23 protein-coding genes and 1 pseudogene are annotated in these 20,943 nt (G+C 64.3%); 11 read left to right on the forward strand and 13 right to left on the reverse strand.

Features of this window, described 5'->3' with window-relative positions:
• The first annotated feature begins 89 nt into the window (after positions 1-89).
• A complete protein-coding gene (locus SINAR_RS0125830; protein ID WP_028001765.1) occupies positions 90-749 on the forward strand; it encodes a hypothetical protein in 660 nt (219 codons plus the stop codon).
• A gap of 69 nt (positions 750-818) precedes the next feature.
• On the opposite strand, the gene SINAR_RS0125835 is transcribed toward SINAR_RS0125830, so the two are convergent.
• From SINAR_RS0125835 to tsaD, 5 genes are all read right to left on the reverse strand, one after another.
• Complete coding sequence (locus SINAR_RS0125835) at positions 819-1,475, reverse strand: class I SAM-dependent methyltransferase (RefSeq protein ID WP_028001766.1); 657 nt, start codon at positions 1,473-1,475, stop codon at positions 819-821.
• 67 nt (positions 1,476-1,542) lie between these two features.
• Entirely contained in the window at positions 1,543-1,974 is a 432-nt protein-coding gene (locus SINAR_RS0125840) for an EVE domain-containing protein (protein WP_028001767.1), read from the reverse strand.
• A gap of 6 nt (positions 1,975-1,980) precedes the next feature.
• On the reverse strand, positions 1,981-2,274 hold the full coding sequence (locus SINAR_RS0125845) for a YciI-like protein (RefSeq protein ID WP_028001768.1): 294 nt from the start codon (positions 2,272-2,274) through the stop codon (positions 1,981-1,983).
• A 37-nt stretch (positions 2,275-2,311) separates the two neighbouring features.
• Positions 2,312-3,310: an NAD(P)H-dependent glycerol-3-phosphate dehydrogenase gene (locus tag SINAR_RS0125850; RefSeq protein WP_028001769.1), complete on the reverse strand. Its 999-nt coding sequence runs from the start codon at positions 3,308-3,310 to the stop codon at positions 2,312-2,314.
• A gap of 10 nt (positions 3,311-3,320) precedes the next feature.
• On the reverse strand, positions 3,321-4,418 hold the full coding sequence (tsaD, locus tag SINAR_RS0125855) for a tRNA (adenosine(37)-N6)-threonylcarbamoyltransferase complex transferase subunit TsaD (RefSeq protein WP_028001770.1): 1,098 nt from the start codon (positions 4,416-4,418) through the stop codon (positions 3,321-3,323).
• A gap of 169 nt (positions 4,419-4,587) precedes the next feature.
• Here tsaD and hemC point away from each other — a divergent pair, with 169 nt between their 5' ends.
• The 6 genes from hemC (at position 4,588) to SINAR_RS0125885 (ending at position 10,676) form a co-directional block, all read left to right on the forward strand.
• Positions 4,588-5,517: a hydroxymethylbilane synthase gene (gene hemC, locus SINAR_RS0125860; protein ID WP_028001771.1), complete on the forward strand. Its 930-nt coding sequence runs from the start codon at positions 4,588-4,590 to the stop codon at positions 5,515-5,517.
• Positions 5,518-5,521: 4 nt separating this feature from the next.
• Complete coding sequence (locus SINAR_RS0125865; protein ID WP_028001772.1) at positions 5,522-6,229, forward strand: uroporphyrinogen-III synthase; 708 nt, start codon at positions 5,522-5,524, stop codon at positions 6,227-6,229.
• A gap of 236 nt (positions 6,230-6,465) precedes the next feature.
• Positions 6,466-7,761: a COG4223 family protein gene (locus tag SINAR_RS0125870; protein ID WP_028001773.1), complete on the forward strand. Its 1,296-nt coding sequence runs from the start codon at positions 6,466-6,468 to the stop codon at positions 7,759-7,761.
• A gap of 18 nt (positions 7,762-7,779) precedes the next feature.
• Entirely contained in the window at positions 7,780-9,387 is a 1,608-nt protein-coding gene (locus SINAR_RS0125875; RefSeq protein WP_028001774.1) for a heme biosynthesis protein HemY, read from the forward strand.
• 33 nt (positions 9,388-9,420) lie between these two features.
• Positions 9,421-9,900 carry a tellurite resistance TerB family protein gene (locus SINAR_RS0125880; RefSeq protein WP_028001775.1) on the forward strand — a complete coding sequence of 160 codons (480 nt, stop codon included), beginning with the start codon at positions 9,421-9,423 and terminating at the stop codon, positions 9,898-9,900.
• Positions 9,901-9,902: 2 nt separating this feature from the next.
• Entirely contained in the window at positions 9,903-10,676 is a 774-nt protein-coding gene (locus SINAR_RS0125885; RefSeq protein ID WP_028001776.1) for a glutamine amidotransferase, read from the forward strand.
• 1 nt (position 10,677) lies between these two features.
• Here SINAR_RS0125885 and SINAR_RS1000000138515 read toward each other — a convergent pair.
• Positions 10,678-10,806 (reverse strand): annotated as a pseudogene (locus tag SINAR_RS1000000138515) (MFS transporter); the annotation flags it as partial.
• 121 nt (positions 10,807-10,927) lie between these two features.
• Between SINAR_RS1000000138515 and SINAR_RS0125890 the strand changes: the two are divergent.
• Positions 10,928-11,221, forward strand: a complete 294-nt coding sequence (locus SINAR_RS0125890; RefSeq protein ID WP_028001777.1) for a YggT family protein — start codon at positions 10,928-10,930, stop codon at positions 11,219-11,221.
• A 193-nt stretch (positions 11,222-11,414) separates the two neighbouring features.
• Here the strand turns inward: SINAR_RS0125890 and ppa are convergent, their stop codons facing one another.
• Positions 11,415-11,948: an inorganic diphosphatase gene (gene ppa, locus SINAR_RS0125895; protein ID WP_028001778.1), complete on the reverse strand. Its 534-nt coding sequence runs from the start codon at positions 11,946-11,948 to the stop codon at positions 11,415-11,417.
• A 158-nt stretch (positions 11,949-12,106) separates the two neighbouring features.
• Here ppa and SINAR_RS0125900 point away from each other — a divergent pair, with 158 nt between their 5' ends.
• On the forward strand, positions 12,107-12,709 hold the full coding sequence (locus SINAR_RS0125900) for a hypothetical protein (protein WP_028001779.1): 603 nt from the start codon (positions 12,107-12,109) through the stop codon (positions 12,707-12,709).
• A 39-nt stretch (positions 12,710-12,748) separates the two neighbouring features.
• Here SINAR_RS0125900 and SINAR_RS0125905 read toward each other — a convergent pair whose 3' ends face one another.
• The 4 genes from SINAR_RS0125905 to SINAR_RS0125920 all read right to left on the reverse strand — a co-directional run bounded on the left by SINAR_RS0125905 (position 12,749) and on the right by SINAR_RS0125920 (position 17,549).
• Positions 12,749-13,255, reverse strand: a complete 507-nt coding sequence (locus SINAR_RS0125905) for a GNAT family N-acetyltransferase (RefSeq protein WP_028001780.1) — start codon at positions 13,253-13,255, stop codon at positions 12,749-12,751.
• Between the two features lie 348 nt (positions 13,256-13,603).
• Complete coding sequence (gene typA, locus SINAR_RS0125910) at positions 13,604-15,430, reverse strand: translational GTPase TypA (RefSeq protein ID WP_028001781.1); 1,827 nt, start codon at positions 15,428-15,430, stop codon at positions 13,604-13,606.
• A gap of 135 nt (positions 15,431-15,565) precedes the next feature.
• Positions 15,566-17,128 (reverse strand): alkaline phosphatase D family protein, encoded by a 1,563-nt coding sequence (locus tag SINAR_RS0125915; RefSeq protein WP_028001782.1) that lies wholly within the window; start codon positions 17,126-17,128, stop codon positions 15,566-15,568.
• Between the two features lie 199 nt (positions 17,129-17,327).
• Complete coding sequence (locus SINAR_RS0125920; protein WP_028001783.1) at positions 17,328-17,549, reverse strand: KTSC domain-containing protein; 222 nt, start codon at positions 17,547-17,549, stop codon at positions 17,328-17,330.
• Between the two features lie 180 nt (positions 17,550-17,729).
• On the opposite strand from SINAR_RS0125920, the gene SINAR_RS0125925 reads away from it, so the two are divergent.
• A complete protein-coding gene (locus tag SINAR_RS0125925; protein WP_028001784.1) occupies positions 17,730-19,037 on the forward strand; it encodes an amidase in 1,308 nt (435 codons plus the stop codon).
• An 8-nt stretch (positions 19,038-19,045) separates the two neighbouring features.
• On the opposite strand, the gene SINAR_RS1000000135810 is transcribed toward SINAR_RS0125925, so the two are convergent.
• Complete coding sequence (locus SINAR_RS1000000135810; RefSeq protein WP_084617659.1) at positions 19,046-19,207, reverse strand: hypothetical protein; 162 nt, start codon at positions 19,205-19,207, stop codon at positions 19,046-19,048.
• Between the two features lie 180 nt (positions 19,208-19,387).
• Here SINAR_RS1000000135810 and SINAR_RS0125935 point away from each other — a divergent pair, with 180 nt between their 5' ends.
• The gene (locus SINAR_RS0125935) at positions 19,388-19,885 is read left to right on the forward strand and encodes a hypothetical protein (protein ID WP_028001785.1); all 498 of its coding nucleotides are present in this window, start codon (positions 19,388-19,390) and stop codon (positions 19,883-19,885) included.
• A gap of 155 nt (positions 19,886-20,040) precedes the next feature.
• Here the strand turns inward: SINAR_RS0125935 and SINAR_RS0125940 are convergent, their stop codons facing one another.
• Entirely contained in the window at positions 20,041-20,865 is an 825-nt protein-coding gene (locus SINAR_RS0125940) for a DUF429 domain-containing protein (RefSeq protein ID WP_028001786.1), read from the reverse strand.
• Between the last annotated feature and the right edge of the window lie 78 nt (positions 20,866-20,943).

Genomic DNA, 20,943 nt, shown 5'->3' on the forward strand with positions numbered 1-20,943 from the left:
AAAACCCAACCGAATCCGTGACATTTCGCGGCGGCTGCCGCAGGATGCGCCTTAACGCTTTGTTAACGACGATCCGGAGGCAGCGCGGAATGGACATCTCTCGAATGGTCCGTGCGACCAAAGTTCTAGTCCTGGCCCTCGCACTTGCGATGCCCTCCGGTCTGCCCGTGAGGGCGGCCGAAAGCGACGGTTTCGCTAATGCGGAGACCCGTACCCGCCATGTCCGGTTCAAACACCGGGTGCCGCATCACGCCTGGGGTAAGGGGCATGGCCGCCATGGCTTCCATTTCAGCAACCGACGCCGTCACCGCTCCGCGACGCATGCCGACGGTTTTTCGTCCGCTGCTTCCAGGGGCCTGCCCGATGTTCAGACTCGCACCCGTCATGTGCGTCCGAGATATCCCTGGCCGGGATATCCCAGGCATCGCCACACCCGTCGCGGGCGGGACCATGGACCCGTGGTGATCATCAGTCGGGGCGGATATCCTTCCGCCGGTTACGACAGCTATGGGAATTACGACTTCCCCACACCTATTCCGGATATCGGCACCTATGCCGGCGGTCTTTCGGCTTACCGCGATGAAGGCAACGGCATCTATTTCAGCCGGGACGGCGGTTACTCCTATCTTGCCGGGGATACCGTCGCAGCCGGCCCGACTTCGAAACGTGCGAAGATCATCGTCGTCTCGCCGCAGGTCAATGCCAGCGCATGCTCGTGGGAGCACGGCGTCTGCGTCGTCAGACCGTAGGGTTTGCGCTGCGGACCACCCGTCCCCGCAAGGGAATGGGTTGGGGAGGAGATTCCCTGCGAATCGCAGTCACCCCGTGAGGGTGCCGAACCGCCAGACCGTCGTGCGCTTCACCTCACTGTCTTCGAGCGCCCGCGTCACCGGCACCTCGTAGGTGGCAAGCGCCGTCATCCGCGCGCGCGGACAATAGGACCGCCCCGGATCGCCGACCAGCACGACGGCACCGGCACGTTCGAGCGCGTCGAACCAGGGAAGGAGCAGATCGGCGAAGCTCTTGTCGTAGAAGACGTCGCCGGCAAGGTAAATGTCGGCGGCCCGTTCCGAGCCGACGATATCGGTTCCCGTGAAGGCTATCGATACCCCGTTGAGCTCGGCGTTCAGCCGCGCGGCCGTCCCGGACCACGGGTCTATATCGGCGGCGACGACTTCATTCGCACCGGCCATCTTCGCCGCGATGGCGACGAGCCCGGAACCGGAGGCGAAATCGATGACTCGGCGGCCACGCACCGTCTCGGGGTGTTCGAGGATATAGCGGGCGAGCCCCTGCCCGCCCGCCCAGGCAAAGGCCCAGAAGGGTGGCGGCAGGCCGATCTGCTCCAGCTCGTCCTCGGTCTTCAGCCACAATTCATGCGCCTCACCCGCAAGGTGCAGGCGGATTTCCGGCACATGCGGCGGCGTAAGAATGTCGGTGTTGGCGCGAATGAAGCTTTCCGGATCGGTCTTCACGACTGTCTCCCAGCGGGATCCGAGGATCTGGGACCGATGTTCGGACACGTCACGCTGAAACCCCAAGCTATCGGGGCGGGTTCTCGAGTCCGCCCATGCGGCAGACCTCGATCCACTCGTCTTCCGTCACCGGCTGCACCGAAAGGCGCATCGAAGTAACGAGCGACATCTTCGCGAGCTTCGGGTTTTCCTTGATCTCCTTCAAGGTGACGGGCCGCGGCATGTCCATCACCGCGCGGATGTCGACGCAATCCCAACGGGCATCGCCCTCGGCCGTCGAATCCGGATGCGAAAGCGCGCAGACCTCGGTGATCCCGACGATCTCCAGCCCCTCGTTGGAATGATAGAAGAAGCCCTTGTCGCCGATCTTCATCGCCCGCATGTTGTTGCGCGCCAGATAGTTGCGCACGCCGGTCCACTCGGTACCCTTCTCGCCCGCATCCTTCTGCATCTGCCAGGACCATTTGGCCGGTTCGGATTTATAGAGCCAGAACGCCATCGCTCCTCAAGCCTCCGGATTGTTGAACACCCAGTTATAGGCCTTGATCTCGACATTTGAGAAAAGACCCGCCTTCGCATAGGGATCGGCCTCGGCGACCGCCTTCGCCTCTTCGATCGTGTCGGCCCTGACGATCACAAGACTACCCGTCGGCTTGCCGTCGCCTCCGAGAAACGGGCCGGCGATCTTAAGAATGCCCCGGGCATTGAGGTCGTCGAGATAGGCGAGATGGTCGGGCCGCGTGTCGAGCCTGAGTTGCAGCGCGCCGGGCTTGTCCGTGCAGAGCAGTGCGAAAAGCATCATTCCTCCTGGAGAGTTGGCTGGAGTGTTTGGCAGGTCATTCCTGAGTTATCGGGCGCGACATCAACTGCTCAAGCGCGGTTCGGACGTCGAGCTTGCCGTCGATGATGGCGGCGACCGCCTCGGTGACCGGCATTTCGATGCCGAGATCGCGGGCGACGCGGGCAGCCACCGAGGCGGCGAACGCACCTTCGACGAGTTCGCCGCGCTCGCCCCCGGCGCGACCGCTCCTGCCGAGCGCTATCCCGAAGCGCAGGTTGCGCGACTGGTGGCTCGTCGCGGTCAGCACGAGATCGCCGAGCCCGGAAAGCCCGTGTACCGTATCGGGCTCGCCGCCCTTCGCCACGATGAAGCGGGACATTTCCGCAAGGCCGCGGGAGATCAGCGCCGCGCGGGCAGAATCGCCGAGCCCCGCGCCTTCGACGATGCCGCAGGCGATCGCCAGCACGTTCTTCAAGGCTCCGCCGAGCTGTACGCCGATCCGGTCCTCCGACGGGTAAAGCCTAAAGGTCGGTCCGGACAGCGCGCCGGCGAGTTCGGTCGCGACGCCATCCGGCGCGGCGATGACCATCGCCGTCGGCAGGCCTTTGGCGATGTCGGCAGCAAAGCCCGGGCCCGACAGCACGCCGATCCTGTGTCCCGGCAGTTCCTCGCCGAGCACATCGGTCAGCAGCCGGCCGGTCGATTGCTCCATACCCTTGGCGCAGGTGACGATCGTCGCATCGGTCCTGATCCGGGTGCCATAGCTGCGGGCACCCGCTCGCTGCTCCTGCGACGGCATGGCAAAAAGGACGATATCGGCATCCGAAAGCACGGCGGCCTCGGAAGAAAAGGCAAGTCCGGCGGGAAGAGAAACGCCAGGAAGGACTGCTTCGTTTCGACCGGTTCGGCGGCATTCGTCGGCCACCTCCGGCCGGCGTGCGAGCAGCGTGACCTTCGCCGTTTCCTTGGCTGCAGCAACGGCCGCAAGCGCCGTCCCGAAGGCACCAGCACCGACAATGACGATCTCTTGCACGCTTTTCGATCTGCCGGTCATCTTCGATCCATCATGCCTTGGCGCCGCGTCTGCCCGAGCCGATCAAGGCCTTTGCTTCGGCGTCGAGCGGCCAGCGCGAACGCGGGGCCACGTCGAGAGGGTCCGCCGACACGCCCGCCGCCAGGCGCTCCGCACCGGCCCAGGCGATCATCGCGGCGTTATCGGTGCAAAGCTGCAGCGGCGGTGCGACGAAACGGAAACCGTGCTCGTCGCAGAGCGATTGCAGCGTCCGGCGCAATGTCTGGTTTGCGGCGACCCCGCCGGCGACGACGAGGGCCGGTTGCTCCACCGAAGCGAAGTCCCCCCGGAACCGCTTCAGGCCGCGCCCGACCCGATCCCTGAGCGTGCGGGAAATGGCGCGCTGGAAAGAGGCGCAGACGTCGGCGATGTCCCGGTCCGTCACCGGTTCCAGCGCCTGCGCCGCCTGGCGGACCGCCGTCTTCAGGCCGGAAAAGGAGAAGTCGAGCCTGGCGTCGCCGACGAGCGGCCGGGGGAAATCGAAGCGCTGCGGATCGCCGGTTTGTGCCGCCCGCTCGACGGCCGGCCCGCCCGGATAGGGAAGACCGAGCAGCTTGGCCGTCTTGTCGAAGGCCTCGCCGAGCGCATCGTCGATCGTCGTGCCCCAGCGCTGATAGTCGCCGACGCCCTTGACGAGGATCAGCTGCGTGTGGCCGCCCGAGACGAGCAGCATCAGATAGGGAAAGGAAAGGCCGTCGGTCAGCCGCGCCGTCAGCGCGTGTCCTTCGAGGTGATTGATCGCATAGAGCGGTTTGCCCGTCGCTCGTGCGATCGCTTTTCCGGTCATCAGCCCGACGATGAGCCCGCCGATCAGGCCGGGGCCGCTTGTCGCAGCGATCGCATCGATGTCCTGCAGCTTCACGCCGGCGCGTAAGAGCGCTTCCTCGATCAGCGTGTCGAGCGCCTCGACATGGGCGCGCGCCGCGATCTCGGGAACGACGCCGCCATAGGCGCTGTGCTCTTCGAGCTGGCTCAACACGACATCGCCCAGAATCCGGCCGCGGCCCTCTTCATCGCGCAGAACGACCGAAGCCGCGGTTTCGTCGCAGCTTGTCTCAATACCGAGGATGCGCAGAGGCGGGGACGTCACGTGCTATACTCAATGATTGCGGTCGCAGTGAAAGGTGGCTACACGGAACTCACGCAGCGCCGTGCGTCTTCAGACGCACAAAGGACGCTGTAACGCTTTGAACTGCATGGTTTTGTCCCTAAACCGGTACCGGCTAAGGAACCCATGCAGTAACAACGGATGGCGAAGGATGCAAACAAAACCTTTCCGCATCGGCACGCGCGGCAGCCCGCTGGCGCTGGCTCAGACGCATGAAACGCGCGACCGGCTCGCGGCCGCCCATGGTCTGCCGCCGGAAATGTTCGAGATCGTCATTCTTTCCACGAAGGGCGACCGGATCACAGACCGGCCGCTTGCGGAGATCGGCGGCAAGGGCCTGTTCACCGAGGAGCTCGAACAGCAGCTTCTGTCAGGGGACCTCGATTTCGCCGTGCATTCGTCGAAGGACATGCCGACGAAGCTGCCCGACGGGCTTTTCCTTTCCGCCTTCCTGCCGCGTGAGGACATCCGTGACGCCTTTGTCGGCCGTTCGGCCGCAAGGCTTATCGATCTTCCGCAAGGCGCCACCGTCGGCTCGTCGTCGCTGCGCCGTCAGGCGCTGATCCGAAGGCTTCGGCCCGATGTCGACGTGATCACCTATCGCGGCCAGGTCGAGACGCGTTTGCGCAAGCTTGCCGAAGGGCAGGTCGACGGCACGCTTCTGGCCTTCGCCGGTCTGAAGCGCCTCGGCATGGAGGATGTGCCGACGGAGCTGCTGGATCCGCAGGAATTTCCGCCGGCGCCCGCTCAGGGCGCGATCTGCGTCGAGGCCCGGATCGGCGACGACCGTACCAACGCGCTGCTTGCGGCAATCGACGATCCGCGCACCCGCGAGGCGGTTTCCTGCGAGCGCGGCTTCCTGGCGACGCTCGACGGCTCCTGCCGCACGCCGATCGCCGGCTACGCCCAATCGGACGGCACGCATATCCGTTTTGCCGGCATGATCCTGACGCCCGACGGCACCACCTGCCATCAGATCGAAATCGACGGCAGAGCGGCGGACGCGGCGAGGCTTGGGCAGGAGGCAGGCGAGCGGATCCGCGCCAAGGCTGGGCCGGGTTTTTTCTCCAGCTGGAGCTGAACCGATGCGCGTGCTCGTGACCCGGCCACGTCCGACCGCCGAAAGGACGGCAGCAAGGCTTGGTTCCATGGGCCATGAAGCAGTCATCCTGCCGCTGATGCAGGCGCAGCATCTCGCCGGGGCGGTTCGGGCCGCATTGAGTGAGCCCCACCAGGCGATCGCCGTCACCAGTGCGGAGGCGGTCCGCGTCCTCGGCTCGCTTGGATCCGGGCTGGAGCAGCACCTTGCCACACCGCTCTTCGCCGTGGGCGAAGCGACGGCGCGCGCCGCAGGCGATCTCGGATTTACCGATATCCGCATCGGTCCGGGAACCGGCGAGGGCCTCGCGGAGACGGTGGCTGCCCACCTCCCCCTCGGCGGAACGCTGGCCTATCTCGCCGGTTCGCCGCGGACCGACGGTTTCGAGCGATCACTGCACGGGCGGCGGATCGGCCACAGGACCGTCGAATGCTACAGGATGACGCCGGTCCACTATCCTGCGGAGACCCTGCCCGGGCTCGTCCGCGCAGGCCCTTTCGATGCGGTGCTGCTCTATTCCCGCGAGACCGCGCGACGCTTGGTCGCAGGATTGCGGGAGAGCGGACTTGAACCCGCGGACCTTGCGGCCCGCTTCCTGTGCCTGAGCTGGCCGATCAGAGAGATCCTGCCGGCCGACCTTGCCTGCGAGATTGCAGCGGCGCCCGACGAGGAAAGCCTCTTCACGCTTCTTTGAGGCCACATCAGCAAACTTAACGCCGGTTTTTCGCCTGCATTCCGTACCTTGCTCGGGTCATCTGGGGCATTTCCGTCAAAAACCATAGTCTGGGGCTTTCCCTCGTCATCCTCGCTGACTAGGTTTGCGTTAGAAACAGGTGAGGAAAGCTGCGGGAGCTCCTGCCGCAGATCCGCTCCGGAGAGCCCGATGGCAAGGAAACGGCCTGAAAGGCAATGAAACGGTAAGAGGTGACCATGGCATCGGAAAAGCCGCCGCGCCGCCCGAAATCCGGGAAAGAACCGCTGACGATCGATCTCGATGCGGAGAAGACTGCGGAGTCCGCGGCCGCCGCCGACGGGGAAGCTGGATCGGACAAGCCGGCGGATGTATCGGCAGTCGAGGCGGCGGAAACCGGCGAAGTGAGGATCGGCGAAGTCGAAAACAACGAGACCGGCATCGGCGAACCTCGATCGCCGGGGGACGATCCGCGACAAGAGGAGAAAGAGACCGAGGAAGCGCGCGCCGACGCGGCCGCGGCCGCCTTCGATGCGGAGCTTCCGCATGGGAGCAATGGCGAAATGGCCGAGCCGAAGAAGAGGCAAGGAACGGGCGCAGGCGCGCTTGCGGCCGGCATCCTCGGCGGCCTCATAGCGCTGGCAGGTGCCGGCGTGCTGCAATATGCCGGTTACGTTCCGGCACCCGGGCCGGAGCGGACGGGCGGCGAGCCGAACCTTGCGGGCGAGATCGAAGCGATCAAGGCCGAGCTTCAGGCCCGGACCCCGGCGGCAGCCGTGGACGTCGTCCCACTGGAAAACCGTCTTGCTGCCCTGGAACAGGCAGCCCGAGAGCCCGGCGCGGCCGCAGCCGCACCTGAGGTCAAGGCGCTCGAAGCCGAAGTCGCCAACCTGACGAACGAAATGGCCGCCCTGAAAACCGAGCTTGCCGAAACGCGCCAGGCGGCGGATGCCGCCAAGGCGGAACTTTCCGGCCGTATCGACCAGGCGGAGCAGAAGCTGAACGAGCCTGCGAATGATATCGAGATGGCGAAGGCCGTAGCCGTCACCGCGCTGAAGACGGCGATCGATCGCGGCGGGCCGTTCCTCGCCGAACTGGACGCCTTGCGCAGCATTGCGCCCGAGGACCCGGCGGTCAAGGAACTGGCCGATGTCGCCGCGACCGGCGTCGCCACGCGGACTGAACTCAAGGACAGCTTCCGGCCGGCGGCGGACGCGATGCTGGACGCGCTGCATCAGCCCGATCCCAACCAGGGCATTTTCGATCGTCTCGTCTCCAGCGCCATGTCGGGCATTCGCGTGCGGCCGGTCGGCAGTGTAGAGGGCGACACGCCGGAAGCGGTAATCGCCCGCATCGAAGACAAGCTCGATAACGGCGATCTCAAGGGCGCATCGCTCGAATGGGACAGCCTCCCTGAGGCTGCGAGATCCGCCGGCCAGGGGTTCAAGGAGAAGCTCGACCGCCGGCTTGGCGTCGAAACAGTCATCGATGCCGCCGTCGCCGGGACCATGACGCGCACCGGTACGCAAGGCTAGCGGGAGAAAGAAGACTATATGATCCGGATACTGTTCTTCGTCCTGCTCGTCCTCTGCCTTGCTCTCGGCCTTGCCTGGCTCGCGGATCGCCCCGGGGAATTGTCGCTGATCTGGCAAGGTCAGCTGATCGAGATGAGCCTGATGCGCGCCGCCTCGATCCTGATCTCGCTCATCGCTGCCGTTCTGATCGTCGTCTGGCTGCTCCGCACGATCTGGTTGTCGCCGCATACCGTCACGCGTTACTTTCGCGCCCGCAAGCGCGATCGCGGCTATCAGGCGCTGTCGACAGGCCTGATAGCGGCAGGCGCCGGCGACGCCAATCTCGCCCGCAAGATGGCCGCCCGCACGCGAGGCCTGATCAACTCGGATCAGGAGCCGCTCATCCATCTGCTTGAAGCGCAGACCGCGCTGATCGAGGGCAAATACGACGACGCCCGCAGAAAATTCGAGGCGATGGCGGACGACCCCGAGACGCGCGAACTCGGCCTGCGAGGGCTCTATCTGGAGGCCAAGCGGCTCGGCGCCAACGAGGCTGCGCGCCAATATGCCGAGCGCGCCTCCGAGAAGGCGCCGCACTTGGCGTGGGCGACCCTGGCAACGCTCGACCACCGCAGCCAGGCACGGCAATGGGACGAGGCTATCCGTCTGCTCGATCAGAGCCGCGCCGCGCGCGTTCTCGAAAGAAAGGAAGCGGACCGGAAAAAGGCCGTGCTTCTGACCGCGCGGGCAATGGAAAGGCTGGACGCAGACCCGAAATCCGCGCGTGACGACGCGCAGGCGGCGCTGAAGCTCGACGACAGCCTTGTGCCGGCGGCGCTCGTTGCCGCCAAGGCATTGTTTCGGGAGGACAATTTGCGCAAGGGCGCTTCGATCCTCGAAAAGATGTGGAAATCGGATCCTCATCCGGACATCGCCCGTCTCTATGTGCGGGCGCGCGGCGGCGATTCCGCCCTCGACCGTCTGAAGCGGGCGAAGAGGCTCGAATCACTCCGCAGCAACAATGCCGTCGCGCTGGCCACGGTCGCCGAGGCGGCGCTCGATGCGCGCGAACTTGCTCTTGCGCGGACGAAAGCCGAGGCCGCCGCCCGGCTCGAGCCGACCGAGAGCATTTTCCTGTTGCTCGCGGATATCGAGGAAGCGGACACTGGCGACCAGGGCCGCATCCGTCACTGGATGGCACAGGCGCTGAAGAGCCCGCGCGATCCCGCCTGGACCGCCGACGGGGTCACCTCGCCGGTCTGGCTGCCGGTCTCGCCGGTCAGCGGCCGCCTCGACGCTTTCGAGTGGAAGGCCCCGCCGTCACAGATTGCCGCCGCAACGCAGGACGGGCATCCGAACCCCGATGAGGCAATTCGCAGCCTTCCGCCTGTCTCGGCCGCGCCCCGCGCCGCCGAAGAACCGGCGCGGGCGGAAGTGGCCGAGACCGCCCCGCCGGCGGAGCACGGCCAGGCCGAGCACGAAAAGGCGATCAGCATTCCCGACCGGAAGGAACCGCCCGCTTCGCCCGCCAGGAAAAAGGACGCCGAAGAGGCACCGGATCCCTTTTTCGGCCGCCCCCCGGACGACCCCGGCGTGCGCGAACCGGCGCCGGCGGAACAGAACACCGCCAACTTCCGTCTCTTCTGAACCCCGGTATCTCATAGTTGCAGGCGATAGTGCATGTTTGAACGTTTTCGCGCATTTCTGGAAGGAATGACAGGCTCGATGCGGATTGAAACGGGCGACCCGCGAGTCGCGGTGATCGGCCTCTGCTTCCAGGTCATGGAAGCGGACGGCGCGGTCCGCAGCTCGGAGCGACGCAAAATGCGCAAGCTCATCAAAGAGCACTACAAGCTCGACGACGCCGCTCTCAACGCACTGATCGCGGCCGGCGAGAGCGCCGAAAGCGAGGCGATCGACTTCTACCAGTTCACGTCCGATATAAAGCGGCACCTGTCGGAGGAGCAGCGCATCGAGCTCGTCGGCATGCTGTGGGAAATCGTTTACGCCGACGGCGCGCGCAGCGAAATGGAGGACCACGTGATCTGGCGGATTGCCGACCTCCTCGGCGTTTCGGGACGTGACCGGGTCTTGAAACGCCAGGAAGCAGCGGCCAAGATCGACATGGTGGAGGAGAACGAGGCGCAACAGGAAGGTTGACGATGCCGCCACAGGCCCCAGACGCCAAGAGGGACACCAAAAGACCCATCCTCATCGTGCTTCATCAGGAGCGATCGAGCGCCGGCCGCGTCGGCCACATTCTCGAGAAGAAGGGGTTCTCGCTCGACATTCGCCGTCCGGCGCTGGGCGACGAGCTGCCGTCCACGCTGGAAGCGCATTCGGGCACGATCATCTTCGGCGGACCGATGAGCGCCAATGACGAGGAGGAATTCGTCCGACGCGAAATCGACTGGCTATCGGTACCGCTTCTGGAAAACAAACCCTATCTCGGCATCTGCCTCGGGGCGCAGATGCTGGCCCGAAACCTCGGCGGCAAGGTCGAAGCCCATCACGAAGGCATAACCGAAATCGGCTGGTACCCGCTGAGAGCCACCGAGGCCGGCAAGGCGTTGATGGACTGGCCGGCGATGGTCTATCATTTCCACCGCGAAGGCTTCGACCTGCCGAGGGGCGCCGAATTGCTGGCAACCGGCGACACCTATCCCAACCAGGCCTTCCGCTACGGCGAGAACGCCTGGGGCATCCAGTTCCACGGCGAGCTGACGCGGGCGATGATGCATCGCTGGGTGGTGCACGGCGCCCACCGCTTCGCGCTCCCCGGCGCACAGCTGGGCAAAGCGCATCTGGAGGGCCGGATGCTGCACGACCATCCCTTGCGGACATGGATGGAGAATTTCCTGGAGCTGATCTTCATGGAGGGCGAGGGTGCAAGAGGGCGCAACAGCGGCATGGTGCAGCAATTGCCAGCTTCCTGACCCTCCGCTGCGCCTCCGGCGCATCCAGCGTGCCGATCCTGCGCAAATGCGGAAAGCCGGCCCCCCGGAGGAGCGACACGAGAAGCGTGCGCAAGCCGCCGAAGACGACCGCGAAGAGACGCTGAGCGCCGCGGCAGGGAAAGGAACACGCTCCCCGTGCCATTAAACATGATCGCACGAGGCGGGCCGGCGTACTTGCTCGTTCAGTTCCTAATGTCTACATGTCTGTCAACAACGAATTGGAGACTGGCATGATTGCTGTCATCGGCACCTTGAACTTCATCATCAACATTGCGTGGTTTCTGATCATCGCCTCGGCCATCTTCTCCTGGCTCTATGCGTTCAACGTGATCAACGTGAACAATCAGGCGATCAACATGATCGGCCGCTCGCTCTATCAGCTGACCGAGCCGCTCTACCGGCCGATTCGGCGCGTGCTGCCCGACATGGGCGGCGTCGACCTTTCGCCGCTCGTCGTGCTGGTGATCCTCTATTTCATCCAGCTGTTCCTGAACACCACCATCGCTCCGGCGCTGCTGCGCTAGAGGCCTCCAGGAAAACGGTTTAGCGGTTTTCCGTCCGGAAGTGCGTCAGCCAGAGGGTTTCAGCGCTTCGCTGTTTCCATGAGACAGTGAAGCGCGACTGAACATTGCAGGCGATACGCAGCAAAAATCCCCCGGATCGAAGCCGATCCGGGGGCAATCATATCTTCGCTGTCTCAGTGAAGCAGGGAAGCAGTTATTTCTTCGTCTTGGCGCGTTCGACCGCTTCGCGGATCAGCTGCTTGGCCGTGCCTGCATTCTTCCAGCCGAAGATCTTCACCCACTTGCCGGGCTCCAGATCCTTGTAATGCTCGAAGAAGTGCTCGATCTGCTTGAGCGTGATTTCCGGCAGGTCGGTGTAATCGTGCACCTTGTCGTAGCGCTTGGTCAGATGGGCGGAGGGGACCGCGATGATCTTCTCGTCCTGGCCGGAATTGTCTTCCATCATCATCACGCCGATCGGGCGGACATTGATGACGCAGCCAGGGACCAGCGGACGGGTATTGCAGATCAGCACGTCGATCGGATCGCCGTCGTCGGAAAGCGTGTGCGGCACGAAGCCGTAATTGCCCGGATAGGTCATCGGCGTGTAGAGAAAGCGGTCGACCACCAGCGTGCCGGCCTCCTTGTCCATTTCGTACTTGATCGGATGCCCGCCGACCGGGACTTCCACGATTACATTGACATCTTCCGGTGGATTCTTTCCGATGGAAATCGCGTCGATCCGCATGAGCACCTCCAGGGGTCGTTTGAAAAGTCGTCCCGTCGGATAAAGGGAAACATGCCGCGATGCAACATGACTTTGGTTCCGGGCGGGCGGATTTGCTGTAGGCACGCCGCGCGGCCAAAAAGGGGCGGGGCTGATATTAATCTTCGCAGGAGAGGACAATGCGTCCGAAACTTCGCTATTTTCTTTCCGCCGCCCTGATCTCGGCGCCTGCACTCGCCAATGACAGCGTCTACACCGACGCCAGCCGCGACCAGTGCCGCCTCCTGCGCGAGTGGGAAGGCGCCTCGTCGCAGATGCTTTGCCCCGGCTTCGGCGACTATCCCGTCCACTTCATCGAGAGCGATATCCGCCAGAGCTTCTTCTTCGGCCATGTCAGGCAGAGCTATCTGGAGAACGGCTTCGAGAGTTTCGGACCCTTCAACCACGCCGAGACGACCGTCGAATGGCGCCTCGACGCGGGCAAGAAGCCGGTTGCCGCCATTTTGCGCTGGGTCATCGAGAACCCGGATCCGCAGACCGACAGGAGCACCAAGGCGCTGCAGGGAGAGGTTCTGGTGATCTCGAAGGTCGCGCAGAAGGAGGACGGCGATGGCTGCGTTATCGGCTATGTCGACGCGCTTGCCAACGCCGATGCGAACGCGCTTGCACGAAAGATAGCCGACGCAAGGGCCGCAAGCTTCCGCTGCGGCACGGACAAGGCGGCCTATCACGGAAAACGAGGCGAGAAGGCAGGCGAGCCCATGCATTTCCTGCCGGATTGACACTGTCCGGGGCGCGCAATGGGCGCGTTGCAGCTCCGGTCAGTTCCAGACGAAGCCGACCTTCTTCAGGTGCTTCTCGCCGAAATCCTCCATGCCTTCGGCAATGTCGCGGCCGCCAGCCGAATGGAAGAAATTATAGGCATTCGCGCTGTCTTCCAAGCACCAGACGACGAGCCCTTCGCAGCCGAGCGACTTCAGGAGGCTCTTTGCTTCGCCGAAGAGGACGCGCCCGAGGCCGATGCCCTGATATTCGGGCCGGAGATAAATCTCGTAGATCTCGCCTTCCTGGGGCAGCGCGCGCGCGCGGCTCAGGCCCAGTGTCGCATAGCCGGCAATCGTTCCAGCGACATCGACGACGAGAAGGGTCGCCGGTCCGCGCGTGGCCTTGCGCCACCAGGTCTCGTCGCGACGATTGACCATTCGGACAAGGGGGCGGTGCGGAATGATGCCGCCATAGGCCTGCAGCCAGGAAACGCGATGCACGTCGGCAATCGCCGCCGCCTCATGCGGCTCCCCAGGCCGAACCTCGATCGAAACAGTCTTCATGACTTGCGACTCTAAACACACGACGCGGCGGACAGGAATCCCGCCCGGCTGCCGCGCGGCGTTAACCCACAGGCAACTTTAACGGCACCCGCCCCAAGGTTAACGCCTTTTTAACTTTATCCGCAAGCCGCCCGCGAAAGGCACACACAGCAAAAACCCCGGATCGCTCCGGGGTTCTGGTTTCTGTTCGTTCTCGGATCGAGGTTCCCGTTTGCCGAGATCGGTCCCCTCACCCCTGGCCCTCTCTCCGCTCGCGGGAGAGGGGAGCGAGGCGGTGCGGCATCCCCCTTCTCCCCGCATGCGCGGAGAAGACCGCGGCAGCGGGACGAGGGCCTCGCTTTCGGCCCCTTAAGCCGCGCCGGCTGTCCGCGACTTCTCGAAGCGCTTGCGCTCGTTGGGATCGAGATGCACCTTGCGAAGCCGGATCGACTTCGGCGTAACCTCGACCAGTTCGTCGTCCTGGATCCATGACAACGCCCGGTCGAGCGTCATGCGGATCGGCGGTGTCAGCTTTACCGCCTCGTCCTTGCCGGATGCGCGCATGTTGGTCAGCTTCTTGCCCTTCAGGACGTTCACTTCCAGATCGTTGTCGCGCGTATGAATGCCGATGATCATGCCGGCATAGACCTTTTCGCCGGCATCGATGATCATCGGGCCGCGGTCTTCCAGGTTGAACATCGCGTAAGCCACGGACTCGCCGGCGTCGTTCGAGAGCAGAACACCGTTTACGCGGCCGCCGATCTCGCCCTTATACGGCTGATAGTCGTGGAACAGGCGGTTCATGATCGCCGTGCCGCGCGTGTCGGTCAGAAGCTCCGACTGATAGCCGATGAGACCGCGGGTCGGCGCGAAGAACACGAGCCGGACGCGGTTGCCGCCGGACGGACGAAGCTCGGCCATTTCGGCCTTGCGCTCGGACATCTTCTGAACGACGACGCCCGAATGCTCTTCGTCGACGTCGATGACGACCTCCTCGATCGGCTCCAGGAGCTGTCCATTCTCATCCCTGTGCATGACCACGCGCGGACGCGAGACGGCGAGTTCGAAGCCTTCGCGGCGCATCGTTTCGATCAGAACCGCGAGCTGCAATTCGCCGCGGCCCGACACGAAAAACGAATCCTTCTCGGACGATTCCTCGATCTTCAACGCGACGTTGCCCTCGGCTTCCTTGAACAGGCGGTCGCGGATGACGCGCGAAGTGACCTTGTCGCCTTCGGTGCCGGCGAGCGGAGAATCGTTGACGAGGAAGGACATTGTGACGGTCGGCGGATCGATCGGCTGCGCCTTCAGCGGCTCGTTTATGGCCGGATCACAGAACGTATCGGCAACGGTACCCTTGGAGAGGCCGGCGATCGCCACGATGTCGCCTGCATGGGCTTCCTCGATCGGCTGACGCTCGATGCCGCGGAAGGCAAGAATCTTGGAGATGCGTCCGGACTCGAGTACCTTGCCGTCCTGCCCGAGGACCTTGACCGCCTGGTTCGGCTTGATCGAACCGGAATGAATGCGCCCGGTGATGATGCGGCCGAGGAAAGGATTGGCCTCGAGAATGGTGCCGATCATCCGGAACGGACCTTCGCCGACGCTCGGCTCCGGAACGTGATCGAGAACGAGATCGAGAAGCGGTGCCAGCCCCTCATCCTGCGGGCCTTCCGGGCTTACGTTCATCCAGCCGTTGCGGCCGGAACCGTAGAGAATCGGGAAGTCGAGCTGCTCGTCGGTCGCATCGAGCGCCGCGAAGAGATCGAATACCTCGTTGATGACTTCTTCGTGCCGGGCGTCGGGACGGTCGATCTTGTTGATCGCCACGATCGGCCGAAGACCGACCTTGAGCGCCTTGCCGACGACGAACTTCGTCTGCGGCATCGGACCTTCGGCGGCGTCGACCAGAACGATGGCGCCGTCCACCATCGACAATATGCGCTCGACTTCACCGCCGAAGTCGGCGTGGCCGGGGGTGTCGACGATATTGATGCGCGTACCCTTCCACTCGACCGAGGTCGCCTTGGCGAGGATGGTGATGCCGCGCTCCTTTTCCAGTTCGTTGGAATCCATCATGCGTTCGGCGACCCGCTGGTTCTCGCGGAAGGAGCCCGACTGCTTCAGGAGTTCGTCGACGAGCGTGGTTTTCCCATGGTCGACGTGCGCGATGATCGCGATGTTACGAATGCTCATTTTTTGTCTCGGAAAGTTCGTGGGCACGCGCGACGAGGCAGGTACCGCTTTTCAGTTGCCGCGCTCATACAGGTTTTTTCCCGGAAGCGAAAGGGGGCCGGAGCGCAGGGCTGACCTGCGTGAGACGCCGCCGGCTCAAGCGGAAGCCGCCGGATCGAGGGTTACCCGCCAGAGTTCCTGGTCCTGCCGGTCCATCAGCCGCACGGTCATCTGCCTCGTCTGGCCGCTGATATCGACGATACCGAAGAATTGCAGGCCCGCCGAGGGCGGCAGGTTGCTCTCGATTCCTCCGCCCGACGCCTTGATGAAGCGGACCTCCGGGCCGAAGGTCATGTCGAGCTCCTTCGGTCCGTAGGTGCCGGAATGAAGCGGCCCGGAGACGAACTCCCAGAAGGGCGAGAAGTCCTTGAAGGCGGCGCGCGAGGGATCGTAGTGGTGTGCCGCCGTGTAATGCACGTCCGCCGTCAGCCACACGATGTTGTCGATCGCATTGTCGCGGATGAAGCGCAGGAGATCCGCAAATTCCGTTTCGCGCCCCTTCGGCGCGCCATTGTCGCCATCGGCGATGGCATCCGATCCGCGCCTTGCCGAGTAGTCGTCCCAGACGACGAGGCCGACCGGCATGTCGCAGGCGATCACCTTCCAGGTGGCGCTGGACGCCGCAAGCTCGCGCTTCAGCCAGTCCGCCTGCCGCCAGCCGAAGAGGCCCGGATCCCCCTCGCCCTGGTTGGGACCGCGATAGGAGCGCAGATCGACGAAGAAGACGTCGAGCAGCGGCCCGTAGGCGATCTTGCGGAAGATGCGACCCGGCTCGGTCGGCCATGTGCGGATCGCCGTCATCTCGTGGAACGCGCGGGCCGCGCGGGCGGCATAGACGGCCACATCCTTTTCGGGATAGCGCGGGTCGTCGCTGAGATCGGTCGAGGCCGACCAGTTGTTCAGGACCTCGTGGTCGTCCCACTGGTAGAAGGTTGGACATTCGGCATGGAGCCCCCGCACGTGCTCATCAAGCAGGTTGTATTTCCACTGGCCACGATATTCCTCGAGGGTGCGCGCGACGTCGCGCTTCTCGGGCGTGACGATCCGGTTCTTCCACATGCCGCCGTCGCGCAGCTTGATCTCGTCGGGGATAGGATTGTCGGCATAGATCGTGTCGCCGGAATGGATGAAGAAATCCGGTTCGTGCAGCCGCATGGTCGAATAGGTCTTCATGCCGACCTCGTCGATGCCCCAGCCCTGCCCCGCCGTGTCGCCGGACCAGACGAAGCGCACGGAGCGGCGGCGCAAGGGTGCCGTCCGGAAGCGCCCGACGACCGGTTCGGAGACGCGATTGGCATCGTGGAGATCGGTCGCGATGAAGCGATAGAAGATGTCCTGGTCCGGCAGCAGCTTGTCGAGCCGGCACTTGACGGCGCAGTCGGTCAGCGGCGTCGCATCGATATCGGCAAGCCTGACGGCATTCGAAAAGCTCTCGGTGGTCGAGTATTCGACCGAGACGCGCGCCGGCCGATCGACCCGCGTCCAGATCATCCCCGAGCTCGTATCGACGTCGCCGGACTGCACCCCATGGGCGAATTCCGGCCGGCCGTAGCCGCGCGCATAGAACGGCGTGGCGAGACCGGAAGAAGCGACAAGACCGGCGGCGCCGGCGCAGAATAGGAAAGAACGCCTGGTGAGGGTGTTTCTGGGAGCGGCCAATCCGTGCCTCCGGTTCCGTTTCGCGAATCGTCGGTTTTCGCGAGCGGACCATTGGCGAGCCAGATGTCAGCGGCTTTACAGGCGGATGAAACTATTCGGACGGTTTGGCGACAGTTCTGTGAAACGGGATGCCGCCAGACACCTTCGCCCCGCTCTCGGCGAGAAAAGGCGCCCGCAGGCGGACGAGGGGCGAGCCGACCTAATGCTGGAAACCGTAGTGATGGCGTATGTGCTGATTGAAATAGTTGCCGGCGGAATCCGCATGCAACAGTTCCTCGTAAATCTCTTCCGGGACGTCGAGGTAATGATAGGGCCTGCGATTGCCGAGGAACCAGACGCTCAACGTCCGGCGGGGCGCATCGTATCTGACCTCGTGGATCGCGGAGGAGTCGAGGATTGCGGACGATCGTAGAATTCGCATCGGCGTCTTTCCGATTGCATCCAGAGTCGCTAACGCCGCTATTGTATATCAATCGCGCGATCCTTTAAATATTGAAGCGCTTCCAAAGGTTTCGGCCCCGAAAGCGCGCGCATGCTCAAGAAGCTTGCATTCGCTTTCCGCAGGCAGGCAGCGATTGCCGCAATTCACGAGGTTTCTTCCTTGCCCCGGCCAGACACGCCCTCCCGCGACCGCCTCGAAGCCATTCTCGCCCGCCTCGACCTCCGCCAGCATGAAGAGCGCGCCTTCGTGAGACTCTATCCCGAGACGGCCCGCGCGGAAGCGGACGCTGCCGACCGGAGGCGGCGCGAGGGCAAGGGCCGCGGCGCTCTCGACGGGCGGATCGTCTCCATCAAGGACCTCTTCGACATCGCAGGCGAGCCGACGCTTGCGGGCTCCGTCATCCGCCGCGCGGCACCTCCGGCAACGGCAGACGCGGCGATCGTCCGGCGTCTGCGTGCGGCCGGCGCCGTCATCATCGGCAAGACGCATATGACGGAATTCGCCTTCACCGCCGTAGGCCTCAATCCGCATTATCCGGTGCCCGGCAACGCTATCGACCCGAGCCTCATTCCCGGCGGCTCCTCTTCGGGTGCCGGCGTGTCGGCGGCCGAAGGCTCGAGCGAGATCGCCATCGGCTCCGACAGCGGCGGCTCGGTGCGCATTCCGGCAGCCCTGCAGGGCCTCGTCGGCTTCAAGCCCACCGCCCGCCGCATACCGCTGGAGGGCGCCTTCCCGTTGTCGCCGAGCCTCGATTCGATCGGCCCGCTTGCGCGCACGGTCGCCGACTGCGCGGCAGCCGACGCGGTCATGGCCGGCGAGACGCCGCGACCGCTCGAGCCCATCCCGCTTGCCGGCCTGAAGCTCGCCATCCCCGAAGGCATCCTTCTTGAAGGGCTTACGCCGGAGATAGCGGCGGCTTTCGAAAGAAGCCTGCAGGCGCTTTCGCGCGCAGGTGCGAAACTCGCCGAATGCGGGATCGACGATCTGCTTGCCCGCTTCGCCGAGGCAACCGCGATAGGCTCGCTTGCCGGCCTCGAGGCAAGCCGTGTGCACGCGGACTGGCTCCCGGACGAAAATGCGCCGGTCGACATCCGCGTGAAGTCGACGCTGCGCCGCCGCCTCGCCGTTCCCGACGCGGCGATCCGGGACCTGCTACGGACGCGGCAGGAGCTCATGCGCGTCATGGACGAGCGGCTGGCACCCTTCGATTTCATCCTGCTGCCGGCCACACCCATCCCCGCCGTCAGCATCGCCTCGATCGAAGAGGACAGGGCCGAATACCGCCGCGTGGAGGACCTGCTGCTGCGCAATATGCAGGTCGCCAACCAGTTCGACCTGACCGCAATAACCCTGCCGATGGCAGACACGAGGCTGCCGGCAGGGCTGATGCTGATGGCCCGGCACGGCGCGGACGCGATGCTGCTCGGCGCTGCGGCCTCGGTGGAAAAGCTGCTGCGCTCGGGCTGACGACTGCCTCAGTGCATCGTCGGGCTCGCCCATTCCTCTTTGAGAATCCGAAACGCGTCTTCGAGCGCAGCGACCAGCACGTCCGTCAGTTCGCCGCCGTCATTGTTCATGAGGTACAGCGCCACGGTCGCATCCTGCGGATCGCCGTAGCGCTCAACATCGTCAGACATCGAATCGTCCTTCCTTCGCCGCATTCATTACGGCCATCGGACGACGTTAGGAAGGCTGACTTGTGCAGAACTGGAGCGAGACCGACTTGCCTGTGAAGGATCGGCGCACGGGGATATTTCGCTCGCCCTGGCTCTCCTCGCGCGCTAGACCCGGCGCGGACAGTCACAAGCGGAGGCAAGATGGCGAAGAAAACCAAAGGCGACGACGCCCCCTACCTGCACCGCCTCAAGGTCGAATTTCCGGAAATCCACGCCGCCCTTGCCGCCGGCAAGATCCCGTCGCTGCGCCAGGCGCTCGTCCTCGCCGGTCTGAGGCCGGAGCGCACCCGGCTGGAAAAGCTCAAGAACTCCTGGGCGAAGGCAAGCGATGCCGAGCGCGAAAGCTTCCTCGCCTGGCTCGCCTCCGAAGGCGCGCTGTCCGCGCCCGCCGCCGCCTCGCCCAGTGCCGATCCCGCCGAAACCCCGATCGCCAGCGGCCGCTACCTACTTCCCTCAGCAATCGCCGGGATCAGAACGATCATGGCCCGGCGCCGCCTGAAGCCCGACGACGTCATGGCCGAAATGGGCTTTCCTCGCGACGGCCGCCCGCTTGCCCGCGCACTGACGCGCAACGCAAGTCTGAGGCTGTCGGTGATCGCGGGGCTGGAGGCGTGGCTCAGGAGGAATGCGGGGGAGTGATGCGGAGGGCTTACACAAGGCAGGCATGAGGGCGCTTCGACCTGTGTCCTCGCAGACAGGACAATCCTGATATGACCGGGTTGAGATCCGCCTCTCTGGCTTGAGGATCGATTTTCCAGCGATGGAAGTGACGGGCCCGTGTCGGTGGGCTCTTCTCACGCAATCGCCACATCCCGCTGTCGCGCCGCCGCGCGCAACCTCTCATGCACGCCGCGCGTCGCCGGCGCTATCATATAGCCACTCTCCAGGTCACCGATCATCACCGATTGGTCACGCGGAGCGGCAAGCCAATGCAGCCCGATCAGGCCGCAGATCAATGCGTCGACCTTGTCCTGGTCCGCCTTCCTCGGCGCCTCGAAGTTGGCCGCTACCGAGCACCATTCGTCCAGGTGCCGCAGCGAGTTCAGCATGCCGAAACGCCTGACCGCTTCAGCGACTGCCCGCCAGTCGCTGATCTTGAATCGCTTCCGGTTGGCAGGATTGTACTTCGGGGCTGCAAGCCTCGAACAGAAGGCTCCCTCGATAGCAGCCAGTGCCAGCGCGGGAAAAACTTCAATCAGGAAGAGACCGCTGGATGCTGCTCGTGCGAGCTCCGGCTCTTCCGTCGCACCCAACGCCTGCTTGAAGCGCCAGATCGGTGCGGCGTCATCGAACATACCCTTCTTCGACCGGCTGGCAGGCTGAACGCCGCCGCCAATCCAGGAGATCAACGATCCGGCCACCTTGTCGACGGGACGCGAGCCGGTGAGGTTCGGGACTATTGTTGGCTGATCCAGGGCCACAAGGCACTTCTGGGCATCCTTGCGCTCGCCCTCGATGACATCCAGTGCCTCCGCAAACGAGGCGAGCCGGGGCGCAAGATGCAAATGAGCGCCGTCGCAATCCAGACGAATGACACAGATCGCTCCGGGAGCTTTCGGATTATCGGTCCAGGCCGAGTCGAAGCCGACAATGGAAGTAAAACCGATGTGCAAGCTCATCCCGCCTCATAAGCTCGAGCGTGCCGGGAGTGTGACAAGCGAGAGCAAGACAACCACACGTTTGGCCGCCCTTTGGGT

The sequence above is a fragment of the Sinorhizobium arboris LMG 14919 genome (genome assembly GCF_000427465.1).
GTDB classification, from domain to species: Bacteria; Pseudomonadota; Alphaproteobacteria; order Rhizobiales; family Rhizobiaceae; genus Sinorhizobium; species Sinorhizobium arboris.

What these genes read in the sequence shown, in the direction of transcription:
- hemC (WP_028001771.1), top strand. Translation starts at nt 4,588, where the DNA reads ATGCAAACAAAACCTTTCCGCATCGGCACGCGCGGCAGCCCGCTGGCG.
- SINAR_RS0125840 (WP_028001767.1), bottom strand. Translation starts at nt 1,974, where the DNA reads ATGGCGTTCTGGCTCTATAAATCCGAACCGGCCAAATGGTCCTGGCAG.
- ppa (WP_028001778.1), bottom strand. Translation starts at nt 11,948, where the DNA reads ATGCGGATCGACGCGATTTCCATCGGAAAGAATCCACCGGAAGATGTC.
- SINAR_RS0125900 (WP_028001779.1), top strand. Translation starts at nt 12,107, where the DNA reads ATGCGTCCGAAACTTCGCTATTTTCTTTCCGCCGCCCTGATCTCGGCG.
- SINAR_RS0125830 (WP_028001765.1), top strand. Translation starts at nt 90, where the DNA reads ATGGACATCTCTCGAATGGTCCGTGCGACCAAAGTTCTAGTCCTGGCC.
- SINAR_RS0125870 (WP_028001773.1), top strand. Translation starts at nt 6,466, where the DNA reads ATGGCATCGGAAAAGCCGCCGCGCCGCCCGAAATCCGGGAAAGAACCG.
- SINAR_RS0125935 (WP_028001785.1), top strand. Translation starts at nt 19,388, where the DNA reads ATGGCGAAGAAAACCAAAGGCGACGACGCCCCCTACCTGCACCGCCTC.
- typA (WP_028001781.1), bottom strand. Translation starts at nt 15,430, where the DNA reads ATGAGCATTCGTAACATCGCGATCATCGCGCACGTCGACCATGGGAAA.
- SINAR_RS0125940 (WP_028001786.1), bottom strand. Translation starts at nt 20,865, where the DNA reads ATGAGCTTGCACATCGGTTTTACTTCCATTGTCGGCTTCGACTCGGCC.
- SINAR_RS0125850 (WP_028001769.1), bottom strand. Translation starts at nt 3,310, where the DNA reads ATGACCGGCAGATCGAAAAGCGTGCAAGAGATCGTCATTGTCGGTGCT.
- SINAR_RS0125885 (WP_028001776.1), top strand. Translation starts at nt 9,903, where the DNA reads ATGCCGCCACAGGCCCCAGACGCCAAGAGGGACACCAAAAGACCCATC.
- SINAR_RS0125845 (WP_028001768.1), bottom strand. Translation starts at nt 2,274, where the DNA reads ATGCTTTTCGCACTGCTCTGCACGGACAAGCCCGGCGCGCTGCAACTC.
- SINAR_RS0125880 (WP_028001775.1), top strand. Translation starts at nt 9,421, where the DNA reads ATGTTTGAACGTTTTCGCGCATTTCTGGAAGGAATGACAGGCTCGATG.
- SINAR_RS0125890 (WP_028001777.1), top strand. Translation starts at nt 10,928, where the DNA reads ATGATTGCTGTCATCGGCACCTTGAACTTCATCATCAACATTGCGTGG.
- SINAR_RS0125875 (WP_028001774.1), top strand. Translation starts at nt 7,780, where the DNA reads ATGATCCGGATACTGTTCTTCGTCCTGCTCGTCCTCTGCCTTGCTCTC.
- SINAR_RS1000000135810 (WP_084617659.1), bottom strand. Translation starts at nt 19,207, where the DNA reads ATGTCTGACGATGTTGAGCGCTACGGCGATCCGCAGGATGCGACCGTG.
- SINAR_RS0125905 (WP_028001780.1), bottom strand. Translation starts at nt 13,255, where the DNA reads ATGAAGACTGTTTCGATCGAGGTTCGGCCTGGGGAGCCGCATGAGGCG.
- SINAR_RS0125920 (WP_028001783.1), bottom strand. Translation starts at nt 17,549, where the DNA reads ATGCGAATTCTACGATCGTCCGCAATCCTCGACTCCTCCGCGATCCAC.
- SINAR_RS0125865 (WP_028001772.1), top strand. Translation starts at nt 5,522, where the DNA reads ATGCGCGTGCTCGTGACCCGGCCACGTCCGACCGCCGAAAGGACGGCA.